General features: G+C 68.5%; 32 protein-coding genes. 22 read left to right on the top strand and 10 right to left on the bottom strand.

Going from position 1 to position 25,251, the window contains the following annotated elements; all coding sequences use genetic code 11:
• Positions 1-273 precede the first annotated feature (273 nt).
• The 12 genes from A5773_RS21800 to rplO all read left to right on the top strand — a co-directional run bounded on the left by A5773_RS21800 (position 274) and on the right by rplO (position 5,671).
• Entirely contained in the window at positions 274-564 is a 291-nt protein-coding gene (locus A5773_RS21800; RefSeq protein ID WP_067792501.1) for a hypothetical protein, read from the top strand.
• A 129-nt stretch (positions 565-693) separates the two neighbouring features.
• Entirely contained in the window at positions 694-1,173 is a 480-nt protein-coding gene (locus A5773_RS21795; RefSeq protein ID WP_232001930.1) for a DinB family protein, read from the top strand.
• Between the two features lie 200 nt (positions 1,174-1,373).
• The gene (rplN, locus tag A5773_RS21790) at positions 1,374-1,742 is read left to right on the top strand and encodes a 50S ribosomal protein L14 (protein ID WP_003403649.1); all 369 of its coding nucleotides are present in this window, start codon (positions 1,374-1,376) and stop codon (positions 1,740-1,742) included.
• Positions 1,742-2,059 carry a 50S ribosomal protein L24 gene (gene rplX / locus A5773_RS21785; RefSeq protein WP_066945894.1) on the top strand — a complete coding sequence of 106 codons (318 nt, stop codon included), beginning with the start codon at positions 1,742-1,744 and terminating at the stop codon, positions 2,057-2,059. Before rplN ends, rplX begins: the two co-directional genes overlap by 1 nt.
• The gene (rplE, locus tag A5773_RS21780) at positions 2,059-2,622 is read left to right on the top strand and encodes a 50S ribosomal protein L5 (protein ID WP_067792498.1); all 564 of its coding nucleotides are present in this window, start codon (positions 2,059-2,061) and stop codon (positions 2,620-2,622) included. Before rplX ends, rplE begins: the two co-directional genes overlap by 1 nt.
• 4 nt (positions 2,623-2,626) lie before the next feature.
• Entirely contained in the window at positions 2,627-2,812 is a 186-nt protein-coding gene (locus tag A5773_RS21775; protein WP_007167851.1) for a type Z 30S ribosomal protein S14, read from the top strand.
• 138 nt (positions 2,813-2,950) lie between these two features.
• Positions 2,951-3,349, top strand: a complete 399-nt coding sequence (gene rpsH / locus A5773_RS21770) for a 30S ribosomal protein S8 (RefSeq protein ID WP_066945882.1) — start codon at positions 2,951-2,953, stop codon at positions 3,347-3,349.
• Positions 3,350-3,359: 10 nt separating this feature from the next.
• A complete protein-coding gene (gene rplF / locus A5773_RS21765; protein WP_067263506.1) occupies positions 3,360-3,899 on the top strand; it encodes a 50S ribosomal protein L6 in 540 nt (179 codons plus the stop codon).
• A gap of 41 nt (positions 3,900-3,940) precedes the next feature.
• Positions 3,941-4,309 (top strand): 50S ribosomal protein L18, encoded by a 369-nt coding sequence (gene rplR, locus A5773_RS21760; protein WP_082948339.1) that lies wholly within the window; start codon positions 3,941-3,943, stop codon positions 4,307-4,309.
• 38 nt (positions 4,310-4,347) lie between these two features.
• Positions 4,348-5,022: a 30S ribosomal protein S5 gene (gene rpsE / locus A5773_RS21755; RefSeq protein WP_066945871.1), complete on the top strand. Its 675-nt coding sequence runs from the start codon at positions 4,348-4,350 to the stop codon at positions 5,020-5,022.
• Positions 5,019-5,234, top strand: coding sequence for a 50S ribosomal protein L30 (gene rpmD / locus A5773_RS21750; protein ID WP_046185988.1), 216 nt, complete (start codon positions 5,019-5,021; stop codon positions 5,232-5,234). The genes rpsE and rpmD overlap by 4 nt, the downstream gene beginning before the upstream one ends.
• Positions 5,231-5,671 carry a 50S ribosomal protein L15 gene (rplO, locus tag A5773_RS21745; RefSeq protein ID WP_067263503.1) on the top strand — a complete coding sequence of 147 codons (441 nt, stop codon included), beginning with the start codon at positions 5,231-5,233 and terminating at the stop codon, positions 5,669-5,671. The genes rpmD and rplO overlap by 4 nt, the downstream gene beginning before the upstream one ends.
• On the opposite strand, the gene A5773_RS21740 is transcribed toward rplO, so the two are convergent.
• Positions 5,672-6,598, bottom strand: a complete 927-nt coding sequence (locus A5773_RS21740) for an LLM class flavin-dependent oxidoreductase (RefSeq protein ID WP_067792495.1) — start codon at positions 6,596-6,598, stop codon at positions 5,672-5,674. It lies immediately after the preceding gene.
• Positions 6,599-6,637: 39 nt separating this feature from the next.
• Here A5773_RS21740 and sppA point away from each other — a divergent pair, with 39 nt between their 5' ends.
• Complete coding sequence (gene sppA / locus A5773_RS21735) at positions 6,638-8,410, top strand: signal peptide peptidase SppA (RefSeq protein WP_067263497.1); 1,773 nt, start codon at positions 6,638-6,640, stop codon at positions 8,408-8,410.
• A 4-nt stretch (positions 8,411-8,414) separates the two neighbouring features.
• Here sppA and A5773_RS21730 read toward each other — a convergent pair whose 3' ends face one another.
• The 4 genes from A5773_RS21730 to A5773_RS21715 form a co-directional block, all read right to left on the bottom strand.
• Positions 8,415-9,329 (bottom strand): class I SAM-dependent methyltransferase, encoded by a 915-nt coding sequence (locus A5773_RS21730; RefSeq protein WP_067792492.1) that lies wholly within the window; start codon positions 9,327-9,329, stop codon positions 8,415-8,417.
• A gap of 22 nt (positions 9,330-9,351) precedes the next feature.
• Entirely contained in the window at positions 9,352-10,260 is a 909-nt protein-coding gene (locus A5773_RS21725; protein ID WP_067792489.1) for a class I SAM-dependent methyltransferase, read from the bottom strand.
• Between the two features lie 16 nt (positions 10,261-10,276).
• The gene (locus A5773_RS21720) at positions 10,277-11,227 is read right to left on the bottom strand and encodes a class I SAM-dependent methyltransferase (RefSeq protein ID WP_067792486.1); all 951 of its coding nucleotides are present in this window, start codon (positions 11,225-11,227) and stop codon (positions 10,277-10,279) included.
• A gap of 193 nt (positions 11,228-11,420) precedes the next feature.
• Positions 11,421-12,059 (bottom strand): class I SAM-dependent methyltransferase, encoded by a 639-nt coding sequence (locus tag A5773_RS21715; protein WP_369817387.1) that lies wholly within the window; start codon positions 12,057-12,059, stop codon positions 11,421-11,423.
• A 74-nt stretch (positions 12,060-12,133) separates the two neighbouring features.
• Here A5773_RS21715 and A5773_RS21710 point away from each other — a divergent pair, with 74 nt between their 5' ends.
• A complete protein-coding gene (locus A5773_RS21710) occupies positions 12,134-12,988 on the top strand; it encodes an AraC family transcriptional regulator (protein WP_067792480.1) in 855 nt (284 codons plus the stop codon).
• Positions 12,989-12,998: 10 nt separating this feature from the next.
• On the opposite strand, the gene A5773_RS21705 is transcribed toward A5773_RS21710, so the two are convergent.
• Genes A5773_RS21705 through A5773_RS21690 form a run of 4 tightly spaced genes read right to left on the bottom strand, consistent with a single transcriptional unit; the run spans position 12,999 to position 16,604 of the window.
• Positions 12,999-14,036, bottom strand: a complete 1,038-nt coding sequence (locus A5773_RS21705) for a dihydrodipicolinate reductase (RefSeq protein WP_067792476.1) — start codon at positions 14,034-14,036, stop codon at positions 12,999-13,001.
• Positions 14,037-14,038: 2 nt separating this feature from the next.
• Positions 14,039-14,956 carry an MBL fold metallo-hydrolase gene (locus A5773_RS21700; protein ID WP_067792473.1) on the bottom strand — a complete coding sequence of 306 codons (918 nt, stop codon included), beginning with the start codon at positions 14,954-14,956 and terminating at the stop codon, positions 14,039-14,041.
• Complete coding sequence (locus tag A5773_RS21695; RefSeq protein ID WP_156744916.1) at positions 14,956-15,618, bottom strand: L-fuculose-phosphate aldolase; 663 nt, start codon at positions 15,616-15,618, stop codon at positions 14,956-14,958. Before A5773_RS21695 ends, A5773_RS21700 begins: the two co-directional genes overlap by 1 nt.
• The gene (locus A5773_RS21690) at positions 15,615-16,604 is read right to left on the bottom strand and encodes an NAD(P)-dependent oxidoreductase (RefSeq protein ID WP_067792519.1); all 990 of its coding nucleotides are present in this window, start codon (positions 16,602-16,604) and stop codon (positions 15,615-15,617) included. The genes A5773_RS21695 and A5773_RS21690 overlap by 4 nt, the downstream gene beginning before the upstream one ends.
• 30 nt (positions 16,605-16,634) lie before the next feature.
• On the opposite strand from A5773_RS21690, the gene A5773_RS21685 reads away from it, so the two are divergent.
• Positions 16,635-17,996 (top strand): FGGY-family carbohydrate kinase, encoded by a 1,362-nt coding sequence (locus tag A5773_RS21685; protein ID WP_067792517.1) that lies wholly within the window; start codon positions 16,635-16,637, stop codon positions 17,994-17,996.
• Between the two features lie 9 nt (positions 17,997-18,005).
• Positions 18,006-18,671: a GNAT family N-acetyltransferase gene (locus tag A5773_RS21680; protein WP_067792470.1), complete on the top strand. Its 666-nt coding sequence runs from the start codon at positions 18,006-18,008 to the stop codon at positions 18,669-18,671.
• Positions 18,672-18,713: 42 nt separating this feature from the next.
• Here A5773_RS21680 and A5773_RS21675 read toward each other — a convergent pair whose 3' ends face one another.
• Complete coding sequence (locus A5773_RS21675) at positions 18,714-19,619, bottom strand: class I SAM-dependent methyltransferase (protein WP_067792467.1); 906 nt, start codon at positions 19,617-19,619, stop codon at positions 18,714-18,716.
• 233 nt (positions 19,620-19,852) lie between these two features.
• On the opposite strand from A5773_RS21675, the gene secY reads away from it, so the two are divergent.
• The 6 genes from secY (at position 19,853) to A5773_RS21645 (ending at position 25,249) form a co-directional block, all read left to right on the top strand.
• Entirely contained in the window at positions 19,853-21,178 is a 1,326-nt protein-coding gene (secY, locus tag A5773_RS21670) for a preprotein translocase subunit SecY (protein WP_066945817.1), read from the top strand.
• A complete protein-coding gene (locus tag A5773_RS21665) occupies positions 21,175-21,720 on the top strand; it encodes an adenylate kinase (protein ID WP_066945814.1) in 546 nt (181 codons plus the stop codon). Before secY ends, A5773_RS21665 begins: the two co-directional genes overlap by 4 nt.
• Positions 21,721-21,722: 2 nt before the next feature.
• The gene (gene map / locus A5773_RS21660) at positions 21,723-22,526 is read left to right on the top strand and encodes a type I methionyl aminopeptidase (protein ID WP_067792462.1); all 804 of its coding nucleotides are present in this window, start codon (positions 21,723-21,725) and stop codon (positions 22,524-22,526) included.
• Between the two features lie 181 nt (positions 22,527-22,707).
• Entirely contained in the window at positions 22,708-23,253 is a 546-nt protein-coding gene (locus A5773_RS21655) for a sigma-70 family RNA polymerase sigma factor (RefSeq protein ID WP_082948336.1), read from the top strand.
• Positions 23,254-23,293: 40 nt separating this feature from the next.
• A complete protein-coding gene (locus A5773_RS21650; protein WP_156659135.1) occupies positions 23,294-24,022 on the top strand; it encodes an anti-sigma factor in 729 nt (242 codons plus the stop codon).
• Between the two features lie 15 nt (positions 24,023-24,037).
• Positions 24,038-25,249, top strand: a complete 1,212-nt coding sequence (locus A5773_RS21645; RefSeq protein ID WP_067263478.1) for an FAD-dependent monooxygenase — start codon at positions 24,038-24,040, stop codon at positions 25,247-25,249.
• Positions 25,250-25,251: the final 2 nt, after the last annotated feature.

Here is a 25,251-nt window from a genome sequence, read left to right as displayed (position 1 = left end):
CCAAACGCCGCCGCACCCGCGCCCAAGACCGCGCCTCCCGGGTAGCCACCGAACGCCGCAACAACCACCAAGCCCGCCGAGCACAACGTGCCGGACCCGCACCGCCGCCCGACGACGAACCACCGCCGTTTTGACGGCCGGTCAAGGGGTTATACGACCGCGAACAGGCGCCACTCGCCTGGCACGCGAATCGAGACCTCAAAGGCAGCCAATGCCACTTACCCAAGCGGTAGCGTCAGTACTTGCTGGCTGGGCTGGTGACGGGAGGCAAGCATGAAGCGCGGCATCGTCGGAGGATTCGCCAGCCTGCTCCTGGCCGCGGAGCTGATCGCCTCGGCGCCGCCGGCCAGCGCGGGCTGCCAGTACGGAGGAAATGTCCTCAGTAAGTGCGACGGGCCGGTCCAGCCCGACGGCACCTGGCAACGTTGCGTGGCCGTTCCCCGCTTGATTCCCAACGGCGCCAGTTCCTACCTGGTGCCCGACGGGCACTGCGAGTCGATGGGGCCCGACCAGCGCCCGTCGGATCCCGCCTTCGCCGACCCGCCGATGCACATCGACGGCTGAGTCCGGGGATGCCCTGCAGCCCGGCGGGTGGTCGCGAACCGGCCGCCACCGAGCTGGGGGGAGGATTTGGAGATGCCCGCGTCCCTGCCCCCACTGGCGGCCGAAGATCACGCCTGCGCTGATTGTGGAATGAGGTACTCGGACACTCGGACCGACGACGCGGTCGGTGTCATCGCCGGTCTGCCGGACGCGGTTCGTGAGGCGATCTCCGTGATCCCGCCCGGGGCGCGGCGGTCACGGCCCAGCCCCGAAGTGTGGTCGGTCGCCGAATACCTCTGTCATCTGCGCGACGTCTACGTCTCCTTCACCATCCGGCTGCACCGCGTCCGCACCGAGCACGAGCCCGCGTGCGAGCCGATGTTCAACGATCTGCGGGCCCGCCGCTTCCGGTACAACGATTGCGACATCGACGCCACGCTCGTCGAGCTCGCCGCCGCCGTGGCGGGCTTCCGCGACGAGGTCGCGCGCGTCAAAGACCACGACTGGGACCGCACCGCGACCCGGTTGCCGGGCGAACAGCGCACCGCCCGCTGGTTCGTGCGCCAGGCGATGCACGAAGGCGTGCACCACCTCGCAGATATCCGGAGAATCGGGGGAACGGCTCCTTGAGCCCGCCCCAAAGCCGCCTCGGCCGCGAATTTGGCTCTGAGCTGGTCGTCACCTAGACTCTAGGGGTTGCCTTGGGCAGACCTCGGCCGGTGCGAATCGGCCCCGCGTGCCCTTCGGTGACAAAGACCGCGCATGTCAGGTTATTCGGTGGGCTGTGGCTTGCCTCCTGCCGTGCACACGCAACCAGGTCAGGAGATCGAGTGATTCAGCAGGAATCGCGGCTGAAGGTCGCCGACAACACCGGCGCCAAGGAGATCTTGTGCATCCGGGTGCTCGGCGGTTCGTCGCGACGCTACGCCGGCATCGGAGACGTCATCGTCGCCACCGTCAAGGACGCCATTCCCGGCGGCAACGTCAAGCGCGGGGATGTGGTCAAGGCCGTCGTGGTGCGCACCGTCAAGGAGCGCCGCCGCCCGGACGGCAGCTACATCAAGTTCGACGAGAACGCCGCGGTGATCATCAAGCCCGACAACGACCCGCGCGGCACGCGCATCTTCGGCCCCGTCGGCCGCGAGCTGCGTGAGAAGCGGTTCATGAAGATCATTTCGCTGGCCCCGGAGGTGTTGTAGTGAAAATCAAGAAGGACGACACCGTCCTGGTCATCGCCGGCAAGGACAAGGGCGCCAAAGGCAAGGTGCTCAAGGTTTACCCGGAGCGCAACCGGGTCCTGGTCCAGGGCGTCAACTCGATCAAGAAGCACACCGCGGTTTCGAGCAACCAGCGCGGAGCCCAGTCGGGTGGGATCGTCACCCAGGAGGCGCCGATCGATGCCTCCAACGTGATGGTGGTCGACTCCGACGGCAAGCCCACCCGCGTCGGCTACCGGGTCGACGAGGAGACCGGCAAGCGGGTTCGTATCTCCAAGCGCAACGGCAAGGACATCTGATGACCACCGCAGAGAAAGTTCAGCCCCGCCTGAAAGAGCGCTACCGCGGCGAGATTCGCGATTCGTTGCAGCAGCAGTTCGGTTACGGGAACGTCATGCAGATCCCGACCGTGACGAAAGTTGTTGTCAACATGGGCGTTGGCGATGCGGCGCGGGACGCGAAGCTGATCAACGGCGCGGTCAACGACCTTGCGCTGATCACCGGGCAAAAGCCCGAGATTCGCAGGGCGCGCAAGTCCATCGCGCAGTTCAAGCTGCGCGAGGGCATGCCGATCGGCGCCCGCGTCACCCTGCGCGGAGACCGCATGTGGGAGTTCCTGGACCGCCTCACCTCGATCGCGTTGCCCCGTATCCGTGACTTCCGCGGGCTTTCGCCCAAGCAGTTCGACGGTGTGGGCAACTACACGTTCGGGCTGGCCGAGCAGTCGGTGTTCCACGAGATCGACGTGGACAAGATCGACCGGGTTCGCGGCATGGACATCAACGTCGTCACCTCGGCGACGACCGACGACGAAGGACGAGCGCTGTTGCGGGCCCTCGGCTTTCCCTTCAAGGAGAACTGAGTAGATGGCGAAGAAGGCACTGGTCAACAAGGCCGCACGCAAGCCGAAGTTCGCGGTGCGCGGCTACACGCGCTGCAACAGGTGCGGCCGCCCGCGCGCGGTCTTCCGCAAATTCGGCCTGTGCAGGATCTGCCTGCGCGAGATGGCGCACGCGGGCGAGCTGCCCGGCGTGCAAAAGAGCAGCTGGTAAGAGCCAGGACCCCTAGACCAACCCAGAACAGGCACGCGACAGGCCCTGACCGGGAACCACCGCGAGGAAGGTGACAGACACTGTCATGACTGCGACAACGACGATGCAGAGCGCAGCGATGAAGAGGAGTGGCGCTCGATGACGATGACGGATCCGATCGCAGACTTCTTGACACGTCTGCGCAACGCCAATTCGGCGTATCACGACGAGGTGGCGTTGCCGCACTCCAAGATCAAGGCCAACATCGCCCAGATCCTCAAGAGCGAGGGTTACATCAGCGATTACCGGACCGAAGACGCTCGGGTGGGCAAGTCGCTGATCGTCCAGCTCAAGTACGGACCGAGCCGGGAGCGCAGCATCGCCGGACTGCGGCGAGTGTCCAAGCCCGGTCTGCGGGTGTACGCGAAATCCACCAACCTGCCGCGCGTGCTCGGCGGCCTGGGTGTGGCGATCATCTCGACCTCCTCGGGCCTGCTGACCGATCGTCAGGCAGCCAGACAGGGCGTGGGCGGCGAAGTCCTCGCGTACGTGTGGTGAGGGAGTAGACATGTCGCGCATTGGTAAGCAGCCGGTTCCGGTTCCCACCGGAGTCGACGTAACGATCGAGGGCCAGAACGTCTCGGTGAAGGGGCCCAAGGGCAGCCTGAATCTGACCGTCGCCGAACCGATTACGGTGGCCCGCAACGACGACGGCGCCATCGTGGTCACCCGCCCCAACGACGAGCGGCGCAACCGCTCGCTGCACGGGCTGTCGCGCACCCTGGTGTCCAACCTGGTCACCGGCGTGACCGAGGGATACACCACCAAGATGGAGATCTTCGGGGTCGGTTACCGCGTGCAGCTCAAGGGCGCCAACCTCGAGTTCGCGCTGGGCTACAGCCATCCCGTGGTCATCGAGGCGCCCGAGGGCATCACGTTCGCGGTCCAGTCCCCGACGAAGTTCTCGATTACCGGCATCGACAAGCAAAAGGTCGGTCAGATCTCGGCGAACATCCGCCGCCTGCGCCGTCCCGACCCGTACAAGGGCAAGGGCGTGCGCTACGAGGGCGAGCAGATCCGCCGCAAGGTCGGAAAGACAGGTAAGTAGTCATGGCGCAAAAACAAGCTGACACCGCCGCGCGAAAGCCGGTGGGGCAGAGCGTATCCGCAACTCGTCGGGTCTCGCGGCTGCGTAGGCACGCCCGGCTTCGCAAGAAGATCGCCGGCACCCCGGAGCGCCCGCGGCTCGTCATCAACCGGTCCGCGCGGCACATTCACGTGCAGCTGGTCAATGACGAGAACGGCACCACGGTGGCCGCCGCGTCGTCCATCGAGGACGATGTGCGGGGCCTGCAGGGCGACAAGAAGGCCCGCAGCGTGCGGGTGGGCCAATTGATCGCCGAGCGCGCCAAGGCCGCCGGCATCGACACCGTGGTGTTCGACCGCGGCGGGTACACCTACGCCGGACGGATTGCGGCGCTGGCCGATGCCGCCCGCGAGAACGGATTGAGTTTCTAGATGATCGAGACCTCGAACAAGACTGGAAGGACCGCATAATGGCGGAACAGTCGGCCGGCGGGCAGGGCGCCCCGGACAGCCGTGACTCGCGCGGTGACCGCGACAGCCGCGGCCGGCGCGATGGCGGCGGCCGCGGTGGACGCGACCGCGACGGCGACAAGAGCAACTACCTGGAGCGGGTCGTCGCCATCAACCGTGTCTCCAAGGTGGTCAAGGGTGGTAGGCGCTTCAGCTTCACCGCATTGGTCATCGTGGGCGACGGCAACGGCATGGTCGGCGTCGGCTACGGCAAGGCCAAGGAAGTTCCGGCCGCCATCGCCAAGGGCGTCGAGGAGGCACGCAAGGGCTTCTTCCGTGTACCGCTGATCGGTGGCACCATCACGCACCCGGTGCAGGGTGAAGCCGCAGCCGGCGTGGTGCTGCTGCGTCCGGCCAGCCCGGGTACCGGTGTGATCGCCGGCGGTGCGGCGCGTGCGGTGCTGGAATGCGCTGGGGTGCGCGACATCCTGGCCAAGTCGTTGGGCAGCGACAACGCGATCAACGTGGTGCATGCCACCGTCACCGCGCTCAAGCTGCTGCAGCGTCCCGAGGAGGTGGCGGCCCGCCGCGGGCTGCCCATCGAGGACGTCGCCCCGGCCGGAATGCTCAAGGCGCGACGGGAAAGCGAAGCGCTGGCCGCCAGTGCCGCGCGTGAGGGAACGGCACCGCAATGAGCCAACTGAAGATCACCCAGGTGCGCAGCACCATCGGGGCCCGCTGGAAGCAGCGGGAGAGCCTGCGCACCCTGGGCCTGCGACGGATTCGCCATTCGGTGATCCGTGAGGACAACCCGCAGACCCGCGGCCTGATCGCGGTGGTCAACCACCTCGTCGAGGTGGAGCCGGCCGAGGCGCAAGCCGCAGGGACCGGAGGGAAGAAGAAATGACGATCAAGCTGCACGACCTGAAGCCCGCGCCCGGGTCGAAGACCGCCCGCACCCGCGTCGGTCGCGGTGAGGGCTCGAAGGGCAAGACCGCGGGCCGCGGCACCAAGGGCACCAAGGCCCGCAAGAACGTGCCGGCCACCTTCGAGGGCGGCCAGATGCCGATTCACATGCGGCTGCCCAAGCTCAAGGGCTTCCGCAACCGATTCCGCACCGAATACGAGGTCGTCAACGTCGGCGACCTCAATCGGCTGTTCCCCCAGGGCGGTTCCATCGGTGTCGACGAGCTGGTGGCCAAGGGCGCGGTCCGCAAAAACGCGTTGGTCAAGGTCCTCGGCGACGGCAAGCTGACCGTCAAGCTCGAGGTCTCCGCGCACAAGTTCAGCGGCAGCGCCCGCGAGAAGATCACCGCCGCGGGCGGCTCGGCGACCGAGCTGTAGTCAGCCCAGCAGCGGAATGACTTCCGCGGCAAGGCGTTCCATCTGCTCCCGGTTCTCTGGAACATCGACGCCGACGGGATTGAGCAGCAGGTATTCGGCCCCGGCGTCGATCACCTCGCGCAGCCCCCGTGCCACGTCGTCGGGCGTGCCCGACACCGGAACGTCTTCGACGCCGGGCATCTTGCCGTAGATTCGCCGCAGGCCGGCCAGCACGCGCTCGCGGGCCCGCGTCGCATCGTCGTCGACCATTAGGTACACGCGTTTGCCGACGGTGAAATGGGCTGGGTCCCTTTGCTGTTCGTCGAGTTCACGACGCACCACGGTCACGGCCCCGGCGAAGGCCTGGGTGGTCGACGAACCGGCGCCCAGGAAGGAGTCGCCATGGCGCACCGCCCTGGCCAGTGCCTTCGGGGCCAGCCCGCCGAACCAGATGGGTGGGTGCGGCCGCTGTACCGGCTTTGGCTGGATCGGCACGTCGTCGACGTCGCGGAACCGGCCATGGAAGGTAACCCGGGGTTCGTCGGACCAGGCGGCCTTCATCAGCTTGAGGCCCTCGGTGAAATACGAGATGTACGTATCCTTTTCGACGCCGAACGCGGCGAACCTGCGGAAGCCGCCGCCCGTCCCGACGCCGACGTCCAGCCGGCCGTGGCTGAGCCGGTCGACCGCGGTGACGGAGGAGGCCAGCTGCAGCGGATCGTGCAATGACGTCACCAGCACGGCGACCCCCAGGCGCAGCCGCTCGGTGCAGGCCGCGCAGTAGGCCAGCAGCTCCAGCGGTGCCAGCAGCGGTGCGTCCCCGATGATCTGCTCGAGCACCCAACCCCCCTCGAACCCGAGCTCCTCGGCCCGAAGCAGGTAAGCGCGCAGCCCTTCGGCGTCGAACCGGTCGTAGTCGAGTTGGGGGATGGCGATCGAGAACCTCACCCCACCACCGTACGGCGGCGGTGTCGGTACGCTGCAAACATGTTCGCCTTCCTGCCCTCGATGCCCGGGGTCGACGACGTCCGCGCGTTGGCCGTACGAGTAGATACCGCCCGCCACCACGGCGTACCCAATGGCTGTGTCCTCGAGCTCGACCTGCGATCGGCGCCGCCGGAGGCCACGGGTTTCGACCCGCTCGCGATCTTCACCGGTGGCAGGCCGATGGCGCTGCGCGACGCCGTCGCCGCCATCCACCGCGCGGCCGAGGATCCGCGGGTCGCCGGGCTGATCGCCCGCGTGCAACTTACGGCCTCACCACCGGCGGCGGTGCAGGAGCTGCGCGAGGCGATCGCCGCGTTCACCGCCGCCAAGCCGTCGCTGGCCTGGGCGGAAACCTATCCGGGCACGCTGTCCTACTACCTGGCTTCGGCGTTCGGCGAGGTCTGGATGCAGCCGTCGGGAAGCGTCGGGCTGATCGGCTTCGCGAGCAACGCCACCTTCCTGCGCGACGCGTTCGACAAGGCGGGGATCGAACCCCAATTCGTCGCGCGCGGCCAATACAAGTCGGCGGCAAACCGTTTCACCGAACACGGCTTCACCACGGCCCACCGCGAGGCCGTCACCCGGATGCTGGAAAGCCTGCAGCAGCAGGCGTGGCAGGCGATCGCCGAATCGCGCAAGCTCGACCCCGGCGCGCTCGACGCGCTGGCCGATCGCGCGCCGCTGTTGCGTGACGACGCCGTGGCCGCCGGGCTGCTCGACCGGATCGGATTTCGCGACGAAGCCTACGCCCGCATAGCGGAACTGGTTGGGGTTGAGGATGTTTCGGATGACGCCGCCCCGCCGCGGCTGTACTTGACGCGCTATGCCGGTGCGGCCCGCTCCCGGCTGGCCCCACCCAAGCCACCGGTTCCCGGCCGCCGGCCCAAGCCGACCCTGGCCGTCATCACGGTCGACGGCATGATCGTCGACGGACGCGGTGGGCCGCAGTTCCTGCCGCTGGGCACGGCCACCGCCGGCGGCGACACCATCGGGGCGGCGCTACGGGAGGCCGGCGCCGACGACTCGGTGTCCGCGATCGTGCTGCGGGTGAACAGCCCCGGCGGCACGATCACCGCGTCGGAGAGCATCTGGCGCGAAGTGACCCGCGCCCGCAAGCGGGGCAAGCCGGTGGTCGCCTCGATGGGCGCGGTCGCCGCCTCCGGCGGTTACTACGTCTCGATGGGGGCCGACGCGATCATCGCCAGCCCGGCGACGGTCACCGGTTCGATCGGTGTGATCACCGGCAAGCTGGTGATCCGCGATCTGTTGGAACGGTTGGGCGTCGGGTCGGATACCGTGCGCACCAACGCCAATGCCGACGCCTGGTCGATCGACGCACCGTTCACGCCGGAGCAGCAGGCGCATCGCGAAGCCGAGGCGGACCTGTTCTACGCCGACTTCGTGCAGCGGGTCGCCGAAGCTCGCAACCTGACCGCCGAGGCGGTCGATCGTGTTGCGCAGGGACGGATTTGGACCGGCGCCGACGCGCTGGACCGCGGCCTGGTCGACGAACTCGGCGGGTTCCGCACCGCCGTGCGCCGGGCCAAAGTCCTGGCCGGCCTCGACGAGGACAGCGACGTCCGCATCGTCAGTTATCCGGGCTCGTCGCTGCTGGACATGGTGCGGCCGCGCGCCTCGTCGCAACCCGCCGCCGCATCGCTGCCGGACGCGCTGGCCGCCCTGCTGGGCCGCACGGTCACCGGCGTCCTCGACAACGTCGAGCAGACGCTGAGCGGCGCCAGCGTGCTGTGGCCGGGCCCGTCGCGGTTCTAGGAAGCTAGCCGGTGAGATTGCCGCTGATGAAGATGATCTCACCGAGCGGGTCGTCGTTTTGCGGGGGCGGCGCCTCTATACCCTGGCGGCGGAACAGTTCCGTGCGGGTGGTGCCCTCGACGTCCCACCGCTTGGACCGCAGATAGTCCAGGACGTGGTTGCGTTCGCCGGCGTAGACCAGCGACGCCATGTCGATGTCCACGCCGTGGTCGCGGAAGGAACCGGACATCTCCCGCACCCTGTCGGCATCGAAATCGATGATGCCGGGTACGAATTCGGTGGCGATCGTGCTCCCGGGCGCGCTGAGCGCGGTGATGTTGTCGAACAGCCGGTCCTGGGCTTCCGGCGGCAGGTAGATCAGCAAACCCTCGGCCAGCCAGGCGGTTGGCGCCGTCGGATCGAAGCCGGACGCCTTCAGGGCGGCCGGCCAGTCGGCGCGCAGGTCGATCGGCACGGTGCGCCGCGTCGCGGTCGGTTCGGCGCCGATGCCGGCCAACGTGCCCGTCTTGAATTCGATGACGCGGGGCTGGTCAATCTCGTAGACCACCGTGCCGGCCGGCCACGGCAGCCGGTAGGCGCGCGCGTCCAACCCCGATGCGAGGATGACCACCTGCCGGATTCCGCCGCCGGTGGCGTTGACGAAGTAGTCGTCGAAATACTTGGTGCGCACGGCCATTCCGTCGACCATCGCCTGCATGCGCACCTGCGACGCATTCTCGATCGCGTCGAGGTCGAGCTCGCCGTCCATCATCTTAGTGAAGAAGTCGACCCCGACCGCGCGCACCAGCGGCTCGGCGAACGGGTCGTGGATCAGGCCGCGGGGATCCTTCGTCGCCATGGCGCGCCCGGCGGCCACCATGGTCGCGGTCGCGCCCACACTGGACGCCAGATCCCACTCGTCGTCGTGAGCGCGTGACATGGGGGAGACCTTAGCCAACCCGCTACGCCAGCGTCGCGGCGACGTAGCTCAACTCGCCGAACGTGGCCGACATCTCGTCCTCGGGAAATTCAAAGCCGTTCTGCGCGTACAATTCCCGGGCCGGGTGTGTCTCCACCCGCCAGCCGTGGGTTTTCAGGTAGTCGACGACGACGTTGCGTTCGCCCCGGTAGAACAGGTCGGCCGCGTTGAGGTTGAAGCCGAAGCGCTGCCACCGTTCGCTGATGCGCTGCAATCGCTCGTCGGAGAAGACGTTGGGGTCGGGCACGTGTTCGGTGGCCACCCGGCTGCCCGGCGCGCTGAGCGCGGTGATGTTGTCGAACAACCGGTCCTGCGCCTCCGGCGGCAGGTACGGCAGCAGCCCTTCCGCGCTCCACGCGGTGGGCTGCGTCACGTCGAATCCGCCGTCGCGCAACGCCGCCGGCCAGTCGTCACGCAGGTCGACGGCGATCGCGCGGCGCTCGGCTGTCGGGGCGGCGCCGAGCCCGGCCAGCGTGTCGGTCTTGAACGCGATGACCTGCGGCTGGTCGATCTCGTAGACGACGGTGCCCGCCGGCCACGGCAAGCGGTAGGCGCGGGTGTCCAGGCCGGACGCCAGGATCACCGCCTGCCGCACACCAGCTTTGGTGGCACCGATGAAGAAGTCGTCGAAAAACCGGGTGCGAACCGTGATCTGCTCCGCCCGGGCCTTGCGATTGAACAGCGGATCGTCCTCGAAATCGACCTGTCCTTCGACGATGCGGATGAAGGGCTCCAGGCCGACGGCGCGGACCAGCGGTTCGGCGAGCGGATCGTCGAGTAACGCGTCGGGTCCCTGCGACGCCACCGCGCGGGAGGCGGCGACCATGGTGGCCGTCGCCCCGACGCTGGACCCGGGTCCCCAGCTGTCGCCTTCCGTACGTCCCGATTCCATAGTCATGCAAAGACTCCTATTTCTTGTCCAGTGTGCCGCTTACGTAAAGCATCTCGCCCATGCGGATGTCGTCGTCCTCGAGCGGTGGAAGCCCGTTGGCCGAGAACAGCTCCCGGATGCTGGCGCCGTTCAGCGACCAACCGCGCTCGCCGAGGTAGGGGGCGGCCTCGTTGCGGTCCCCGAAGTACACGAGCCCCGCCATGGCCAGGTCGAAACCGTGCGCCCGCCAGCGTTCGGAGATGTGCTGCATGCGCTCCTTGAGTTTCTCCTCGTCCCCGGGCTCGGGGTTGGGCGCACTTTCGACCGCCACTCGGCTGCCCCGGGCGCTGAGTTCGGTGATGGTGTCCAGCAGGCGGTCCTGCGCCTCCGGCGGCAGGTAGCCCAGCAGGCCCTCGGCGCTCCAGGCGGTCGGCTGGGCCGGGTCGAATCCGGCGGCGCGCAAGGCGGCTGGCCAGTCGTCGCGCAGGTCGACGGCCACCACGCGCCGGTCGGCGGTGGGCGCGGCGCCCAGCTCGGCCAGCGTGCGCGACTTGAAGTCGATCACCTGCGGCTGGTCTACCTCGTAGACGACGGTCCCGGCGGGCCACGCCAGCCGGTAGGCGCGGGCATCCAGCCCCGAGGCCAGGATCACCGCCTGCTTGATGCCCGCACGCGTCGCATCCAGAAAGAACTCGTCGAAGAACTTCGTGCGCACGGCCATGTTGTCGGCCATCCGGGACATCGCGCCGGTGGATCCGGTCGCGCCGTCGTGCGCGTCGTTCAGCTCGTCCGGGTTCACCTCGCCGGTCGCCAGCCGGGTGAGGAGGTCGACGCCCACGGCCCGCACCAACGGCTCGGCGAACGGGTCGTTGATCAGCGGACGGTCGGCGCGGGTGGCGACGGCGCGCGCGGCCGCGACCATCGTCGCGGTCACCCCGACGCTGGACGCCAGGTCCCAGGTGTCGCCCTCATACCTGGTGGAACTCATGTTCGCCCCTATTCAGAAGTAGTTAGGCTAATATTTAGCTAATATAACAAGCCTCCACCACTGTACGCTTCCCCCGATTCGCGGCAACCGTGACGGATGAGTGATCGGGTGCGCATCGCGGGCACGGCGTCAGGGCTGGGGGTGGCCCTGGCGCGGCAGCTGGCGGCGCGGTGAAAGTCGCTGTCGACCAGCGTCAGGCGGGGCGGGTCGCGCGGTAGTAGTTCAGTCGCCCGAGGACGCGATGCGGCTCCGATGCGACCTCGGTGCAGTCAAATCCCGCCGCAGTCAGCAGTCGAGGGATCGCATCGCCCAGGTTGGCGGCCGCGTGGGGATTGCGCCTGATCAGCCGCGCCAGGAGGCCGTGGTCGGTGGCCTTCTCGCCGCCGATGTCGACCAGGTGCAACCGGCCGCCGGGCCGCAGCACGCGGAAAATCTCCTGAGCCGCAGCAGTTTTCGCCCGATCGTCGATGTGGTGGAGCATCATCGACGACAGCACCCGGTCGAATTCGCCGTCGGCGTACGGAAGCCGCTCCGCATAGCCGTGCTCGAAACGGACGTCGTTCCCCTTTCGTCGCGCCCGGTCAAGGGCCCGCGGGTCGGGGTCACATCCGACCGCCTCCAAGTGGGCATAGTCGCGTTTGGCGCGAAGGATGAGATTCCCGGTGCCGCAGCCGATTTCCAGGATGCGATGGCAGTCGGCCAGCTCGGCCTGAGCGATGAGGGTCTGGTGGACCCGTTTGATGCCCAGCAGGCGTGAGATCAGGTCGTAGCAGGGCAGCAGCGCGTCGTGGCCGGCGGCGGGCAAGTAGTCATGTGGATGATGTTTCGTCACGAAATCCATGGTGAATCGATGGACGGCTGAATAATTGGGTGATCCTCGGAGAAAGTTAGACTATTTTTGGTGACATGACGCGACCTGCTCGGATGGTTCGGCGGCGCGCGGGGGTGCCGATCTACGAATACCGCACCGATCCGGACACGCCACCGGTGTCGGTGGTGCGGTCGGGTCCCGACGATTTCATCGAGCGCGGACGCCACATTCACGACTTTCCGGCGCTCTGGTACCTTCCCGTCGCCGGGCTGGTCTATGTGGCGGCCGCGGGCCGGGTGCTCGAGCCCGGACGGCTGGAGCTTCACGACGCCGGCGTGGCGGTGTTCTTCGATCCCGCCGCGCTAGGCGAGGACGCGCGATCGCCATGGCCGGCGTGGCGGGCGCACCCCCTGCTGTTCCCGTTCCTGCACGGACAGGCCGGTGGGATCCTGCGCCTGGATGTGCCCGCGGATCGACGAGGGGCGTGGGACGCCGCGATCCGTTCGATCGAAACGGAATTGGGTGCGCGGCAGGAGGGTTATCGGCAGGCGGCGCTGGCGCATCTGACCCTGCTGTTGATCGACCTCGCGCGCCTGGCCGGCCCGGTGGTTGCCGAGCTGCGGCGCAGCGGTGAACCGCTGCTGGCCGGGGTTTTCGACGTGATCGACCGGCGGCACGCCGAGCAGTTGTCGCTGCGCGACGTGGCAGGTGAACTCGGCATCACCCCGGGACACCTGACCACCGTGGTCCGGCGCCGCACCGGGCGCACCGTCGGCGAGTGGATCACCGATCGCCGCATGGCCGAGGCGCGTCGGTTGCTGGCCCAGACTGACCTTCCGATCGCGGAGGTCGCCGGGCGGGTCGGGATTGGCGATGCGGGCTATTTCAGCAGGCTGTTCAGCCGGACCCACGGCGTTTCGCCACGCACATGGCGCGGCCGGGCGGCCTGACTGCCGCAACTCAAACGGTGACGGCTCCGCGGGACCCGGTGATGGGCAAGTCGATCGGGGTGATGACGCCCGGTTGGGCGTCGCAGACGAACGGGATGGCGTTGACCGCCGCGACGGCGGTGCTGTCCATCAACACCGTCATCACGTCCTCGCCCGGGTGACCGAACCGGATGTTCGCATCGACGCGCGGCTGGCCTTCGATCACCACGCTGAAGCCCTTGGGGTCGGGCCATTGCGGGTCGAGCGCTTCGTCGCTCATCGTCCAGCAGATGGCGAGCTCGACAACGGGGCGCCCGCCCAGATGGCCGCGATAGGTGCGGCGCTGGCCGCCGACGGTGCCCGCGGCGAAGTCCACCCAGCCCAGGTTGAGATCGCGGGTGAGCACTGCCGGCTCAACGAACGCGTCTTTGGAGTCGAGTTCGACGCCCAGCATGGTGGCGATCATGTCCAGGGTCTCGAAGTAGCCGAGGCCGTATCGCTGCGTCGCCGGGTCGATGTGCGTCACCGGCTCCCGGGGTACTTTGCCGAATCCGAGCACTTTCCACACGTCCCATACGGGATAGGTGGTGCAGTCCAATGTTTCGACGAGCTTGACGCTGTGAATCTTTCGGCATGCGCCGGTGAGGAAGCCGGCGACCACGTTGATGAAGCCCGGCTCGAATCCCGTGCCCAGGAAGGTCGCGCGTCCCTCCCGCGCCGCCGCTTCGAGGACAGGGAGTTCGACCGGGTGATGGGTGCCGGTCAGGAAATCTCCCGTCGTGACGACGTTGATGCCACAGCGCAGCATCCTGGTCACCAGCTCGTAGTCGATGGCGCGGGGCATGTAGCACACGCAATCCGGTCGGAGTTCGATCAACGCGTCGGCGTCATCGGTTGCGGCAACGCCGGCCGAGGCTTGGCCCGCCAGCTCGCCGGCGTCGCGGCCCACCTTGTCCGAACCGAATGCATGAACCCCCACCACGTCGAAGTCGCTGCGGTCCAACAGCGCCCCGAGCGCTCGCTTGCCGATGTTGCCGGTCGACCACTGGACCACTCGGTACGGCGCCATGCTCACACCGTATCGATGTCGAGCCACTGATCGACGTCGAATTGGTCGTCGACGGCGCGGATCGTCGCGCCGCCATGGCCGGGGTAGTGCGCGGGTATCACGGCCGCCTTCGCTTGAACGGCCTCGGTGAATATCCTGCGGCGGGTCACGGCGGCGGCGGGTGCGTCCACGTCGAAGGCGCAGGCGTCGGCGGGCCGGCGGAGTTGCAGCGGGCTGTGGGTGAGATCGCCGACGAAGATCGCCGGCTTGCCCGCATCCAGCCACAGCACCGAGGAGCCCGGCGTGTGCCCGGGGGCGGGCCGCAGCCGCAGCGACGCACTGATCTGGTAATCGTCCGACCATTGGACGAGCTGTCCCGCCGCCGCGATCGGTGCGACGCTGTCCGCGAACACGAGCTGGTCGCCGCGCTGCTGCGCCGCTTCCTCCTCGTTGCGCGGCGATCGCCTTGCCGCGGGCCCATTAGGTGCGAAGTGTTGGTAGTCGGCGGCCGGCACCACGTATCGGGCGTTGGGAAAGGTCGGCACCCAGGAATCGTTGTCCAGCATGGTGTTCCACCCGACATGGTCGGAGTGCACGTGGGTGTTGACCACCACGTCCACGGCGGCGCGGTCGACGCCCGCGGACCGCAGGGCGGCCAGGAATCCGGTGTTGAGGTGGTCCAGGGGCGGCATGTGCGGGCGTTGGCGGTCGTTGCCGACACCGGTGTCCACAACGACGGTCAACCCGTCGACCTCGATGACCCAGCTTTGGATCGCGATGTGCCATTGATCGGCGGATGGGTCGAAGAAATCCGGCACCAGCAGGTCGGCGTTGTCTTGCCAGCCGGACGGCGGTGTTTGCGCGAAAAGGCGTGTCGCCAGGTCGAATTGGAGTTCGAGGACCCGCGCCACGCTCGCGCGGCCGAACCGGACCGGGCGCATCAGGCGTTCGCGCGCAGGTAGCCGTAGACGCCGGCGAAGTTGCGGTTCACGTCCTCGGGGATGGGCACCGGACCACCGAGTGCCCTTGCGCCCCAGACGATTTGGGCGGTGCGCTCGACCAGGGCGGTAATGTGCAGCACCTTGTCCGGTCGTGGGCCCACGGCCACCAGGCCGTGGTTGGCGATCAACGCGGCACCCCGGCCGTCGAGCGCCTTGACGGCGTTGGCGCCGACGTCGGGGGTGCCGGAGGCGGCGTACTCGGTGCAGCGGACGTCCCCGCCGCAGTACACCGCGAACTCGTCGATGCACGCCGGAATCGATTGGTGCGCAATGGCGAACATGGTCGCCCACACCGGGTGGCTGTGAATGACGCTGCCGATGTCGTCGAAAGCGCGGTAACAAGCCAGGTGCAGCTGCAGCTCCGAGGACGGCGAGCGGCCGTCCGCGGCGTGCAGCACGGCTCCGTCCGGGTCTATGAGCACGAGGTCGTCGAGCTGCATGTCACGGTAGTCGACCGACGACGGGGTGATGACAATGTTGCCGTCGGAGCGCCGCGCGGAGATGTTGCCCGCGGTCCCCTCGACCAGGCCCCGGCGCAGCATGTCCTTGGCCGCGTCGAGCACCGCCGTTTCGGGGTGGGCCACCGATTTCACGGACGTCATGGGCCGAGCACCTCCGGGTTGACGATGTGGGCGGGCGTACCGCCGGCCAGCAGCGCTTCCAGGTCGTCGGCCACCATCTGCGCCTGCCGAGCCTCAGTGTTCCACGTGGCGCCGCCGATGTGGGGCGTCAGCACGACATTGGGCATGCCGACCAGCGGGTGGTCGGTGGGCAGCCATTCGCCGACGAAGTGGTCCAGGCCGGCGGCGGATACCTTGCCGTCGCGCAGCGCATCGACGAGCGCGTCGGTGTCGTGCAGCTGGGCGCGTGCGGTGTTGAGGAAGACCACGCCGTCGCGCATGGCGGCGAACTGCTGCGCCCCGATCATGCCGACCGTGTCGTCGGTGACGGGCGCGTGCAGGGAGACGACATCCGCCTCGCCCAGCAGCTCGTCCAGGCCGTGTCGGGCGTCGTCGTTGTAGGGGTCGTAAGCGATGACCCGCAGGCCCAGCCCGGACAGCCGCCATGCGGTGGCGCGGCCGACTGCGCCGAGGCCCACCAGACCGGCGCTGCGCCCGGCGATTTCCCAGCCGCGGAACCGCTGATAGGGGATGCTGCCGTCACGAAAGATGTTGCCGCTGCGGACATCCGCGTCGGCGGGCAGGAGCTGGCGAGTGACGGCCAGCAGCAGTGCCACCGTCATCTCGGCGACCGCGTCGGCGTTGCGGCCCGGGGTGTTCAGCACCGGGATTCCGGCCGCGGTGGCCCCCGCGATGTCGACGTTGTTGGGGTCGCCGCGGGTCGAGGCGATCACCCGCAGGCCCAAGTCGAACACCGGCCCGCCGACCGAGTCGCTTTCCACCACAACGACATCGGCGGCCTCGGCGGTGATGCGCTCGGCAAGTTGTTCTGCGCTGTAGATGCGCAGCGGGGTCTGCTCGAGCTCACTTATCCAAGGGTCGTAGACCACGTCGGCCAGCTGCTTGAGCTTGGCGAAGCCCGGCCCCCGCAGCGGGGCCGTCACCAACGCGCGCGGTCTTGACGTCACGAACCCCAATGCTGGCGTACGGTGACGCCCGTGTCACGTGAAGTCGTCACAATCGGCATCGACGTCGGCAGCACCGCGGTCAAAGCGGTCGCCGCGGACGCCGACGGCCGGGTGACCGCGCGGGCCCGGATCCCGCACCAGTTGCGGGTGCCGGCGCCCGGCCGGCTCGAGCACGACGCCGGCGAGGCGTGGCGGCGGGGGCCGGTGGCGGCGCTGAACCAGCTGAACCCCGGGCCGAACGTCCGCGCGGTGGCCGTATCGGCGATGGTGCCGTCGCTGACGGCCGTCGATGCCGCGGGCGTGCCGACGACGCCGGGACTGTTGTATGGCGACGAACGGGGCCGAACACCGGAGCAACCCGTGCAGCCGCTGCCGGCGTTGGGCGAGGCCGCCGAGTTCCTGCGCTGGACGGCGGCGCAAGCGCCGGGCGCGGCGGGGTACTGGCCGGCGCCGGCGGTGGCCAACCACGCCATTGCGGGCGAAGCGGTGATCGACTTCGCCACCGCCGCGACCGCGTACCCGTTGTTCGACGGGACGGGCTGGAACCCCGAGGCGTGCGCCGAGCGCGGCGCGCGGCCCGAACAGATGCCGCGGGTGGAGAGCATGGGGGCCGCCGTCGGGCAGGTGCACGGCAGCGGCGCGGCGCTGGGAATCGGCGCCATCGACGCGTTGTGCGAGCAGATCGTGGCCGGCGCCGACCGCGACGGCGACGTGCTGGTGCTGTGCGGCACCACCTTGATCGTGTGGACCACCATCCCCGAGGCCCGGCAGGTGCCGGGCCTGTGGACCATCCCCCATACCGCCGCGGGCAAGAGCCAGATCGGCGGGGCGAGCAATGCCGGCGGGCTGTTCCTCGGCTGGGTGGACCGCGTGGTCGCATCCGGCGACCCGGCCGCCGCGCAGCCCGGGCGGGTGCCGGTGTGGTCGCCCTACCTTCGCGGGGAGCGCACTCCGTTCCATGACCCGGATCGCCGTGCCGTGCTCGACGCGCTGGACCTCACTCACGACGCGGCAGCGCTGCGCCGGGCCGCCTACGAGGCGTCGGGCTTCGTGGTCCGTCAGCTCATCGAGCTGAGCGGGGCGCCGGTGGCAAGGATCGTCGCCACGGGCGGCGGCACTCGGGTCGGACCGTGGATGCAGGCCATCGCCGATGCCACCGGGCGGCCGGTGGAGGTGTCGGCGGTGCCCGAGGGGGCGGCGCTGGGCGCGGCGTTCCTCGGGCGCATGGCGGCCGGCCTGGAAACCTCGATCGCCGACGCTGCCCGCTGGGTCTCCACCGAGCGCGTCGTCGAACCCGACCCCGCCTGGGCCGCCGCAGTCGAGGACCGCTACCAACGGTTCCTGCAGCTGGGAACCCGGAGATGTAGCGCGCTCCCTCCGGCGGCGTTCTAGGCTGGTGCAATGACCGACCAGGATCGCAAAGCCGCCCGTCGTGAGATCGCCGATGCCCTGCTGAAAGCTCTTGAACGCCGGCATGAAATCGCCGACGTCGTGGTGGAGTCCGAGAATAAGGCGGCCGCGGTCGAGGCGATCGTCCGCCTGCTCGATACCTCCCACGTGGCCGCCGAAGCGGTGATGGGGATGTCGTTCGATCAGCTCACCATCGACTCGCGCCGCAAGATCCTGGCCGAACTCGAGGACCTGAACAAGCAGCTCAGCTTCACCCTCGGCGAGCGCCCGGCCAGCTTGGGGGAGACCCTGGAGCTGCGACCGTTCTCGGCGGAGAATGACCGCGACATCTTCGCTGCCCGCACCGAGGACATGGGCGCCGCCGGCGACGGGTCCGGCGGGCCGGCCGGCAACCTCGACGACGAGATCAGCGCGGCGCTGGGGCGCCTCGACGACGAGGAGGCGGCGTGGTTCGTGGCCGTCGATTCCGGCGAGAAGGTCGGGATGGTGTTCGGCGAGCTGCTCGGGGGCGAGGTCAACGTGCGCATCTGGATCCACCCGGAGCACCGCAAGAAGGGTTACGGCACCGCGGCCCTGCGCAAGTCGCGCACCGAGATGGCCTGGTGCTTCCCCGCCGTGCCGATGGTGGTGCGCGCGCCGTCCGCCAGGCCCGCCTGAGCTACGGCAAAGCCGTTGGCGGCGTAAGGCTTTCGCGGGTGGCTAGCTCAACGTCGCGGTGACGGCGACGATGTTGCGCAGCTGCGACGTCTCGTCGTCCGGGAAGACGAGGCCGTAGTCGGCGAAGTACTCGCGCCGCTCCCGGGTGCCCACCCGCCAACCGCGGCCGGTCAGGTAGTCCACGACGTTGCTGCGCTCCCCGTCGAAGAACAGCCCAGACAGGTCGATGTCGCAGCCCAGGTTTGCCCACCGCTCGTTGAACTGCTGGGCGCGTTCGGTCATCGTCCGGCCGGAGTCGCCGTGGAATTCGGTGGCCAGCTTGCTCCCGGGCGCGCTGAGCTCGGTGATGTTGTCGAAGAGCCGGTCCTGGGCTTCGGGCGGCAGGTACATGAGCAGACCCTCGGCGCTCCACGACGTCGGTTGCGCCGGGTCGAAACCGCTGCGCCGCAACGCTTCCGGCCAGTCGTCGCGCAGATCGACGCTGACGGCGCGCCGCTCGGCGGTCGGGGAGGCGCCCAGCTCGGTCATGGCGGCGGTCTTGAACTCGACGACCTTGGGCTGATCCACCTCGTAGACCACGCTCCCGGGCGGCCAGCTCAGCCGGTACGCACGGGCGTCGAGGCCGGCGGCCAGGATCACCGACTGGCGGATCCCGTCGCGGGCGGCGTTGAGAAAGAAGTCGTCGAAGAAGCGCGTGCGCACCGCGATCGAATCCGTTTCCAGCTGCAGGTCCCGTTCGCCGTCCTCCGCGTCGGTGGGCGCCACTTCGCCGTCGACCAGTTGGCGGAAGAATTCCAGGCCGACAGCTCGCACCAGGGGCGCCGCGAACGGATCGTGGATGATCGGCTCGGCGCCCTCGCTGGCCAGCGCGCGGGCCGCGGCGACCATCGTGGCCGTGGCACCGACGCTGGAGGCCAAGTCCCAACTGTCTTGGTCAGTGCGTGTCATGCTCTCCCCATTTAATTAGCAAATGCAACGAACCAAGAGCACTCTACGCCCCACGGCTTGCGGCTTCCTGTGGTTTTTATGGGTCCTCGGTGACGGCCCTGGACGGGCTTGCCCAGACCAGCTGTTAGTCTCGTACACGGTTTGACGCGCTGCAGAATAAGTCGGCCGTACGTCCTGGCCTGCGGGTGTTGGGCGCGTAATGCAGGAAACCCCCCGGCTGCGCAGGAGGAAGAGTGCTTTCGGCTTTCATCTCATCGCTGCGGACAGTCGACCTGAGACGGAAGATCCTCTTCACGCTGGGAATCGTCGTTCTCTATCGGCTGGGCGCTGCTTTGCCGTCCCCTGGCGTCAATTTCCCGAACGTCCAGCAGTGCATCAAGGAGGCCAGCGGCGGCGCGGCCGGACAGATCTATTCGCTGATCAACCTGTTTTCCGGCGGTGCGTTGCTGAAGCTGACGGTTTTCGCCGTCGGGGTGATGCCCTACATCACCGCGAGCATCATCGTGCAGCTGCTCACGGTGGTCATCCCGCGGTTCGAGGAACTGCGCAAGGAAGGCCAGTCCGGCCAGGCCAAGATGACGCAGTACACCCGCTATCTGGCCATCGCGCTGGCGATCCTGCAGGCGACCAGCATCGTGGCACTGGCGGCCAACGGCGGGTTGCTACAGGGCTGCTCGCTGGACATCATCGCCGATCAGAGCATCTTCACGCTGGTCGTCATCGTGATGGTGATGACCTCCGGCGCGGCGCTGGTGATGTGGATGGGCGAGCTGATCACCGAGCGGGGCATCGGTAACGGCATGTCGTTGCTGATCTTCGTCGGCATCGCGGCCCGCATCCCCTCCGAGGGCAAGACCATCCTGGACAGCCGCGGCGGGATGATCTTCGCCGCCGTCTGCGTCGCCGCCCTGGCCATCATCGTCGGCGTGGTGTTCGTCGAGCAGGGGCAGCGCCGCATCCCGGTGCAGTACGCCAAGCGCATGGTGGGCCGGCGCATGTACGGCGGAACGTCGACGTACCTGCCGCTCAAGGTCAACCAGGCCGGCGTCATTCCGGTCATCTTCGCATCGTCGCTCATCTACATCCCGCACCTGATCACGCAGCTGATCCGCAGCGGCAGCGGTGGAGTGGGCAACAGCTGGTGGGACAAGTTCGTCGGCAGTTACCTGTCCGACCCCAGCGATCCCATTTACATCAGCATCTACTTCGGGCTGATCATCTTCTTCACGTATTTCTACGTGTCCATCACGTTCAACCCCGACGAACGTGCCGACGAGATGAAGAAGTTCGGCGGGTTCATCCCGGGCATCCGGCCGGGCAAGCCCACCGCCGACTACCTGCGTTATGTGCTGAGCAGGATTACCCTGCCGGGCTCGATCTACCTCGGCGCCATCTCGGTGCTGCCCAACTTGTTCCTGCAAATCGGCAATGGCGGAGCGGTCCAGAATTTGCCGTTCGGCGGTACCGCGGTTTTGATCATGATTGGTGTCGGCTTGGATACGGTCAAGCAGATCGAGAGCCAGCTGATGCAGCGCAACTACGAGGGGTTCCTGAAGTGAGAGTCGTTTTGCTGGGCCCGCCGGGGGCGGGCAAGGGAACGCAGGCCCAGAAGCTCTCCGAAAAGCTCGGGATCCCGCACATCTCCACCGGCGAGCTGTTTCGTAGCAACATCGAGAACGGCACCAAACTCGGCCTGGAGGCCAAGCGCTATCTGGACGCCGGCGACCTGGTTCCCTCGGAGTTGACCAATCAGCTCGTGGACGACCGCCTCAGCGATGCCGACGCGGCCGCGGGCTTCGTCCTGGACGGGTATCCGCGGTCGACTGAGCAGGCCAAGGCGCTGCACGAAATGCTCGAGCGCCGAGGCACCGACATCGACTCGGTGCTGGAGTTCCGCGTTTCGGAGGACGAGCTGCTGCAACGGCTCAAAGCCCGCGGCCGCGCCGACGACACCGACGACATCATCCTGAACCGAATGAAGGTTTACCGCGACGAGACCGCGCCGCTGCTCGAGTACTACCGCGACGAACTCAAAACGGTCGACGCAATCGGCACCCTGGACGAAGTGTTCGCCCGCGCCCTGCAAGCGCTGGGCAAGTAACGATGAGCGCGCTGGCGCGACTGCGGAGACACAAAGTCGTGCCGCAGCGCACCGCCGGTGAGCTCGACGCGATGGCGGCGGCGGGGGCAGTGGTCGCGGCCGCGCTGCAGGCGGTGCGGGCGGCCGCGGTGCCCGGGGTGTCGACGCTGGGCCTCGACCAGATCGCCGAGTCGGTGATCCGGGAGGCGGGCGCGATACCGTCGTTCCTCGGCTATCACGGTTACCCCGCGTCGATCTGCGCGTCGGTCAACGAGCGGGTGGTGCATGGGATTCCGTCGGCCGCCGAGATCTTGGCCCCCGGCGACCTGGTGTCCATCGACTGCGGCGCGATCCTGGACGGCTGGCACGGTGACGCCGCGATCACGTTCGGCGTCGGCACCCTCGACGCGGCCGACCAGGCGCTGTGCGACGCCACCAGGGAATCGCTGGAGGCCGGGATCGCGGCGATGATCCCCGGCAACAGGCTGACCGACGTCTCACACGCCATCGAAACGGGCACGCGCGCGGCGGCCGACCGGCACGGGCGCGCGTTCGGGATCGTGGAGGGCTACGGCGGCCACGGCATCGGGCGGCAGATGCACATGGACCCCTTCCTGCCCAACGAGGGCTCACCCGGGCGCGGCCCGCTGCTGGCCCCCGGGTCGGTGCTGGCGATCGAACCGATGCTGACGCTCGGGACGGGCAAGACCGTGGTGCTCGACGACGCGTGGACCGTCACCACCTCCGACGGGTCCCGTGCGGCACACTGGGAGCACACCGTCGCGGTCACCGACGCCGGACCGCGCATCCTGACGACGCTGGCCTAGCCGGGCGAGGCGGGTCGCGGCGATTGAACGGGCCGCGATCGCAAGTGCGGCGGAGCCGGGTGCGGCGGGTCGCGGCGATTGAACGGGCCGCGATCGCAAGCGCGGCGAAGCCGGGTGCGGCGGGTCGCGGCGATTGAACCGAGCACCCGTTCGACTCGTTTCAGTAGTCGGAGGTGATGGAGTGGCCCGTGTTGCAGGCAATTGGAGGGCGTCCGGGACCGCCGAAGCCGCCCTGATGAAGGCGCTGTACGACGAGCACGCAGCGGTTTTGTGGCGTTACGCGCTCCGGCTCACGGGGGATGCGAGCCAGTCCGAGGACGTCGTGCAGGAGACGTTGCTGCGGGCCTGGCAGCATCCGGAGGTCGTCGGGGACACCGAGCGCTCGGCGCGGGCGTGGCTGTTCACCGTCGCGCGCAACATGATCATCGACGACCGGCGCAGCGCAAGATTCCGCAACGTCGTCGGGTCGACGGACGAGGCGGGGGCGCCCGAACGGTCGACGCCGGACGAGGTGAACGCGGCGCTGGACAAGCTGCTGATCGCCGACGCGATGGCGCAGCTGTCCGCCGAGCACCGGGCCGTGATCGACCGGTCGTACTACCGCGGATGGACCACCGCGCAGATTGCTGCCGACCTCGGGATCGCAGAGGGAACGGTGAAGTCGCGATTACACTACGCCGTGCGGGCGTTGCGACTCACTCTGCAGGAACTTGGAGTTACCCGCTGAGGGGCTCCGAAGCTTGAAGGGTGCTGAGGAAATGGATGAGATGAAGACGCCGCTGCGGGGCATCGGCCCGCCGGACGATCCCTACGTGATGTGGGATGCCGCATACGTGTTGGGTTCGTTGTCGGCCGCGGAGCGACGCGAATTCGAGGCGCACCTGGCGTACTGCCCGGCGTGCCGGGGGGCCGTCGCCGACCTGAGCGGCGTGCCGGCGCTGCTCTCGCAGCTCGGCCCGGACGAGGTGGCGGCGATCAACGACTCCGGTCCGGCCGCCGGATTGTCGGCGACACCGGAGATGTCGCCGGAGCTGTTGACGTCGTTGCTGGCCAAGGTGCACTGGCGCCGGCGCCGCACGCGGATAGTGACCTGGGTGGCCTCGTCGGCCGCGGCGGTGGTGCTGGCGATCGGCGTGTTCGTCGGGGTGCAGGGGTATTCCTCGTCCCCGTCGCAACAGGTGACCGCGTCCTCGGCGCCCATGGCGCAGGTGGGCACCACCCTGCTGGCGTCGACGGTCGAGCTGTCCAGCCAGCACTGGGGAACCGCCATCAACCTGCGGTGCGTGTGCCTGGCCCCGCTCAACGCGCACCACGACACGCTGGCGATGGTCGTGGTGGGTCGCGACGGCAGCCAGACCCGGCTGGCGACCTGGGTGGCCGTACCCGGCCACACCGCGACGCCCGCGGGCAGCATCTCGACGCCGGTCGACCAGATCGCGGCCGTACAGGTGGTGGCCGCCGATAGCGGCCAGGTTCTGTTGCAGCGTTCGCTCTAGGGGTCGGGGGCTGCGGTGTCTGGCCACGAGCGTCCACTGCGGGCGCTGGTGGTGGGCGCCGGTGTCGGCGGGATCGCGGTTGCCCGCGGATTGTCGCGGGACGGGCACGACGTGACCGTCTTCGAGCGTCGGCCGGATGTGCGGGCGGCCGGCGGTGCGGTGACGATCTGGTCCAACGGCGAGACGGTGCTTCGGCAGCTGGGCGTCGACATGGACCGGGCCGGTCAGCTGCTGTCGACCGTGCGGGCCGTGACGGCCACGGGCCATCCGCTTGCCACGCTCGACGTGTCCGCGATGGCGGATCGGCTCGGCGCGCCCGTCCGGATGGTTCCGCGCCGGGTCCTGCTGGAACGGTTGCTGGACGGCTTTCCGGCCGACCGCATTCGATGCGGGGCCCGTGCGATCGCATTGGCCGCTACGGGCGACGCCGTGCGGGTCGAGTTCGACGACGGCAGCTCCGCCCAGGGAGACCTCTTGATCGGCGCCGACGGCCTGCACTCGATGGTCCGGGACAGCGTCGGCGGGCGGCAGGCCAAACCCACCGGCTGGTGCAGTTGGCAGGGGCTCATCGCCCTGGCGGAGCTCTCGGACAAGGACACCGCACTGATGGTCATCGGCGACAACGGAAACCTCGGCCTGTGGCCGGCCGGGGGTTCCGAGGTGCAGTGGTGGTTCGACCTCCCGTGGTCCTACGACTTCGTGCGGCCGCAACGTCCGATCGAAACGATCCGGTCCCACTTCGCCGGATGGTCGGAAGCCGTCGACCGGGTGCTGGCGGCCCTGACCGACGATGATCTGGCGCACTCGCCGTATCCGCATTTCCGGCATCCGATACCCCCGGCGGGCCGGGGCCCGGTGACGTTGCTCGGCGACGCCGCCCACACGATGCCGCCCACCCTGGCGCAGGGGACCAACCAGGCGCTGCTCGACACCATGGTGCTGTGCAAGGCGCTGTCGGGTCTTCAGGGCAGCGCCTCCAAAGGCGACGTGCCGAGCGCACTGCGCTGGTATGAGAAGACCCGCCGGCACAAGGTGATGGCCGTGTCCAGGGCGGCGTCACTGCCGGTCTCGCACGGTGAGTTCGTGCTGCGGCCGGCCGCTTTGATCCCCGACCGGCTGCAGGCCCGCGCACTGACGATGTTTCTGCGCTGGACGAGTCACCCGCGGATGTCCGCGGAGATCAGCCGAGAACTGGGGGCCGCGACGACCAGCCGATCCAGCCCATGAGC

The sequence above is a fragment of the Mycobacterium sp. 852014-52450_SCH5900713 genome (genome assembly GCF_001667075.1).
In the GTDB taxonomy this organism is placed as follows: Bacteria; Actinomycetota; Actinomycetes; order Mycobacteriales; family Mycobacteriaceae; genus Mycobacterium.
The sequence above is the reverse complement of the archived record's forward strand: the minus strand, read 5'-3'. Positions and strand labels throughout refer to the sequence as shown.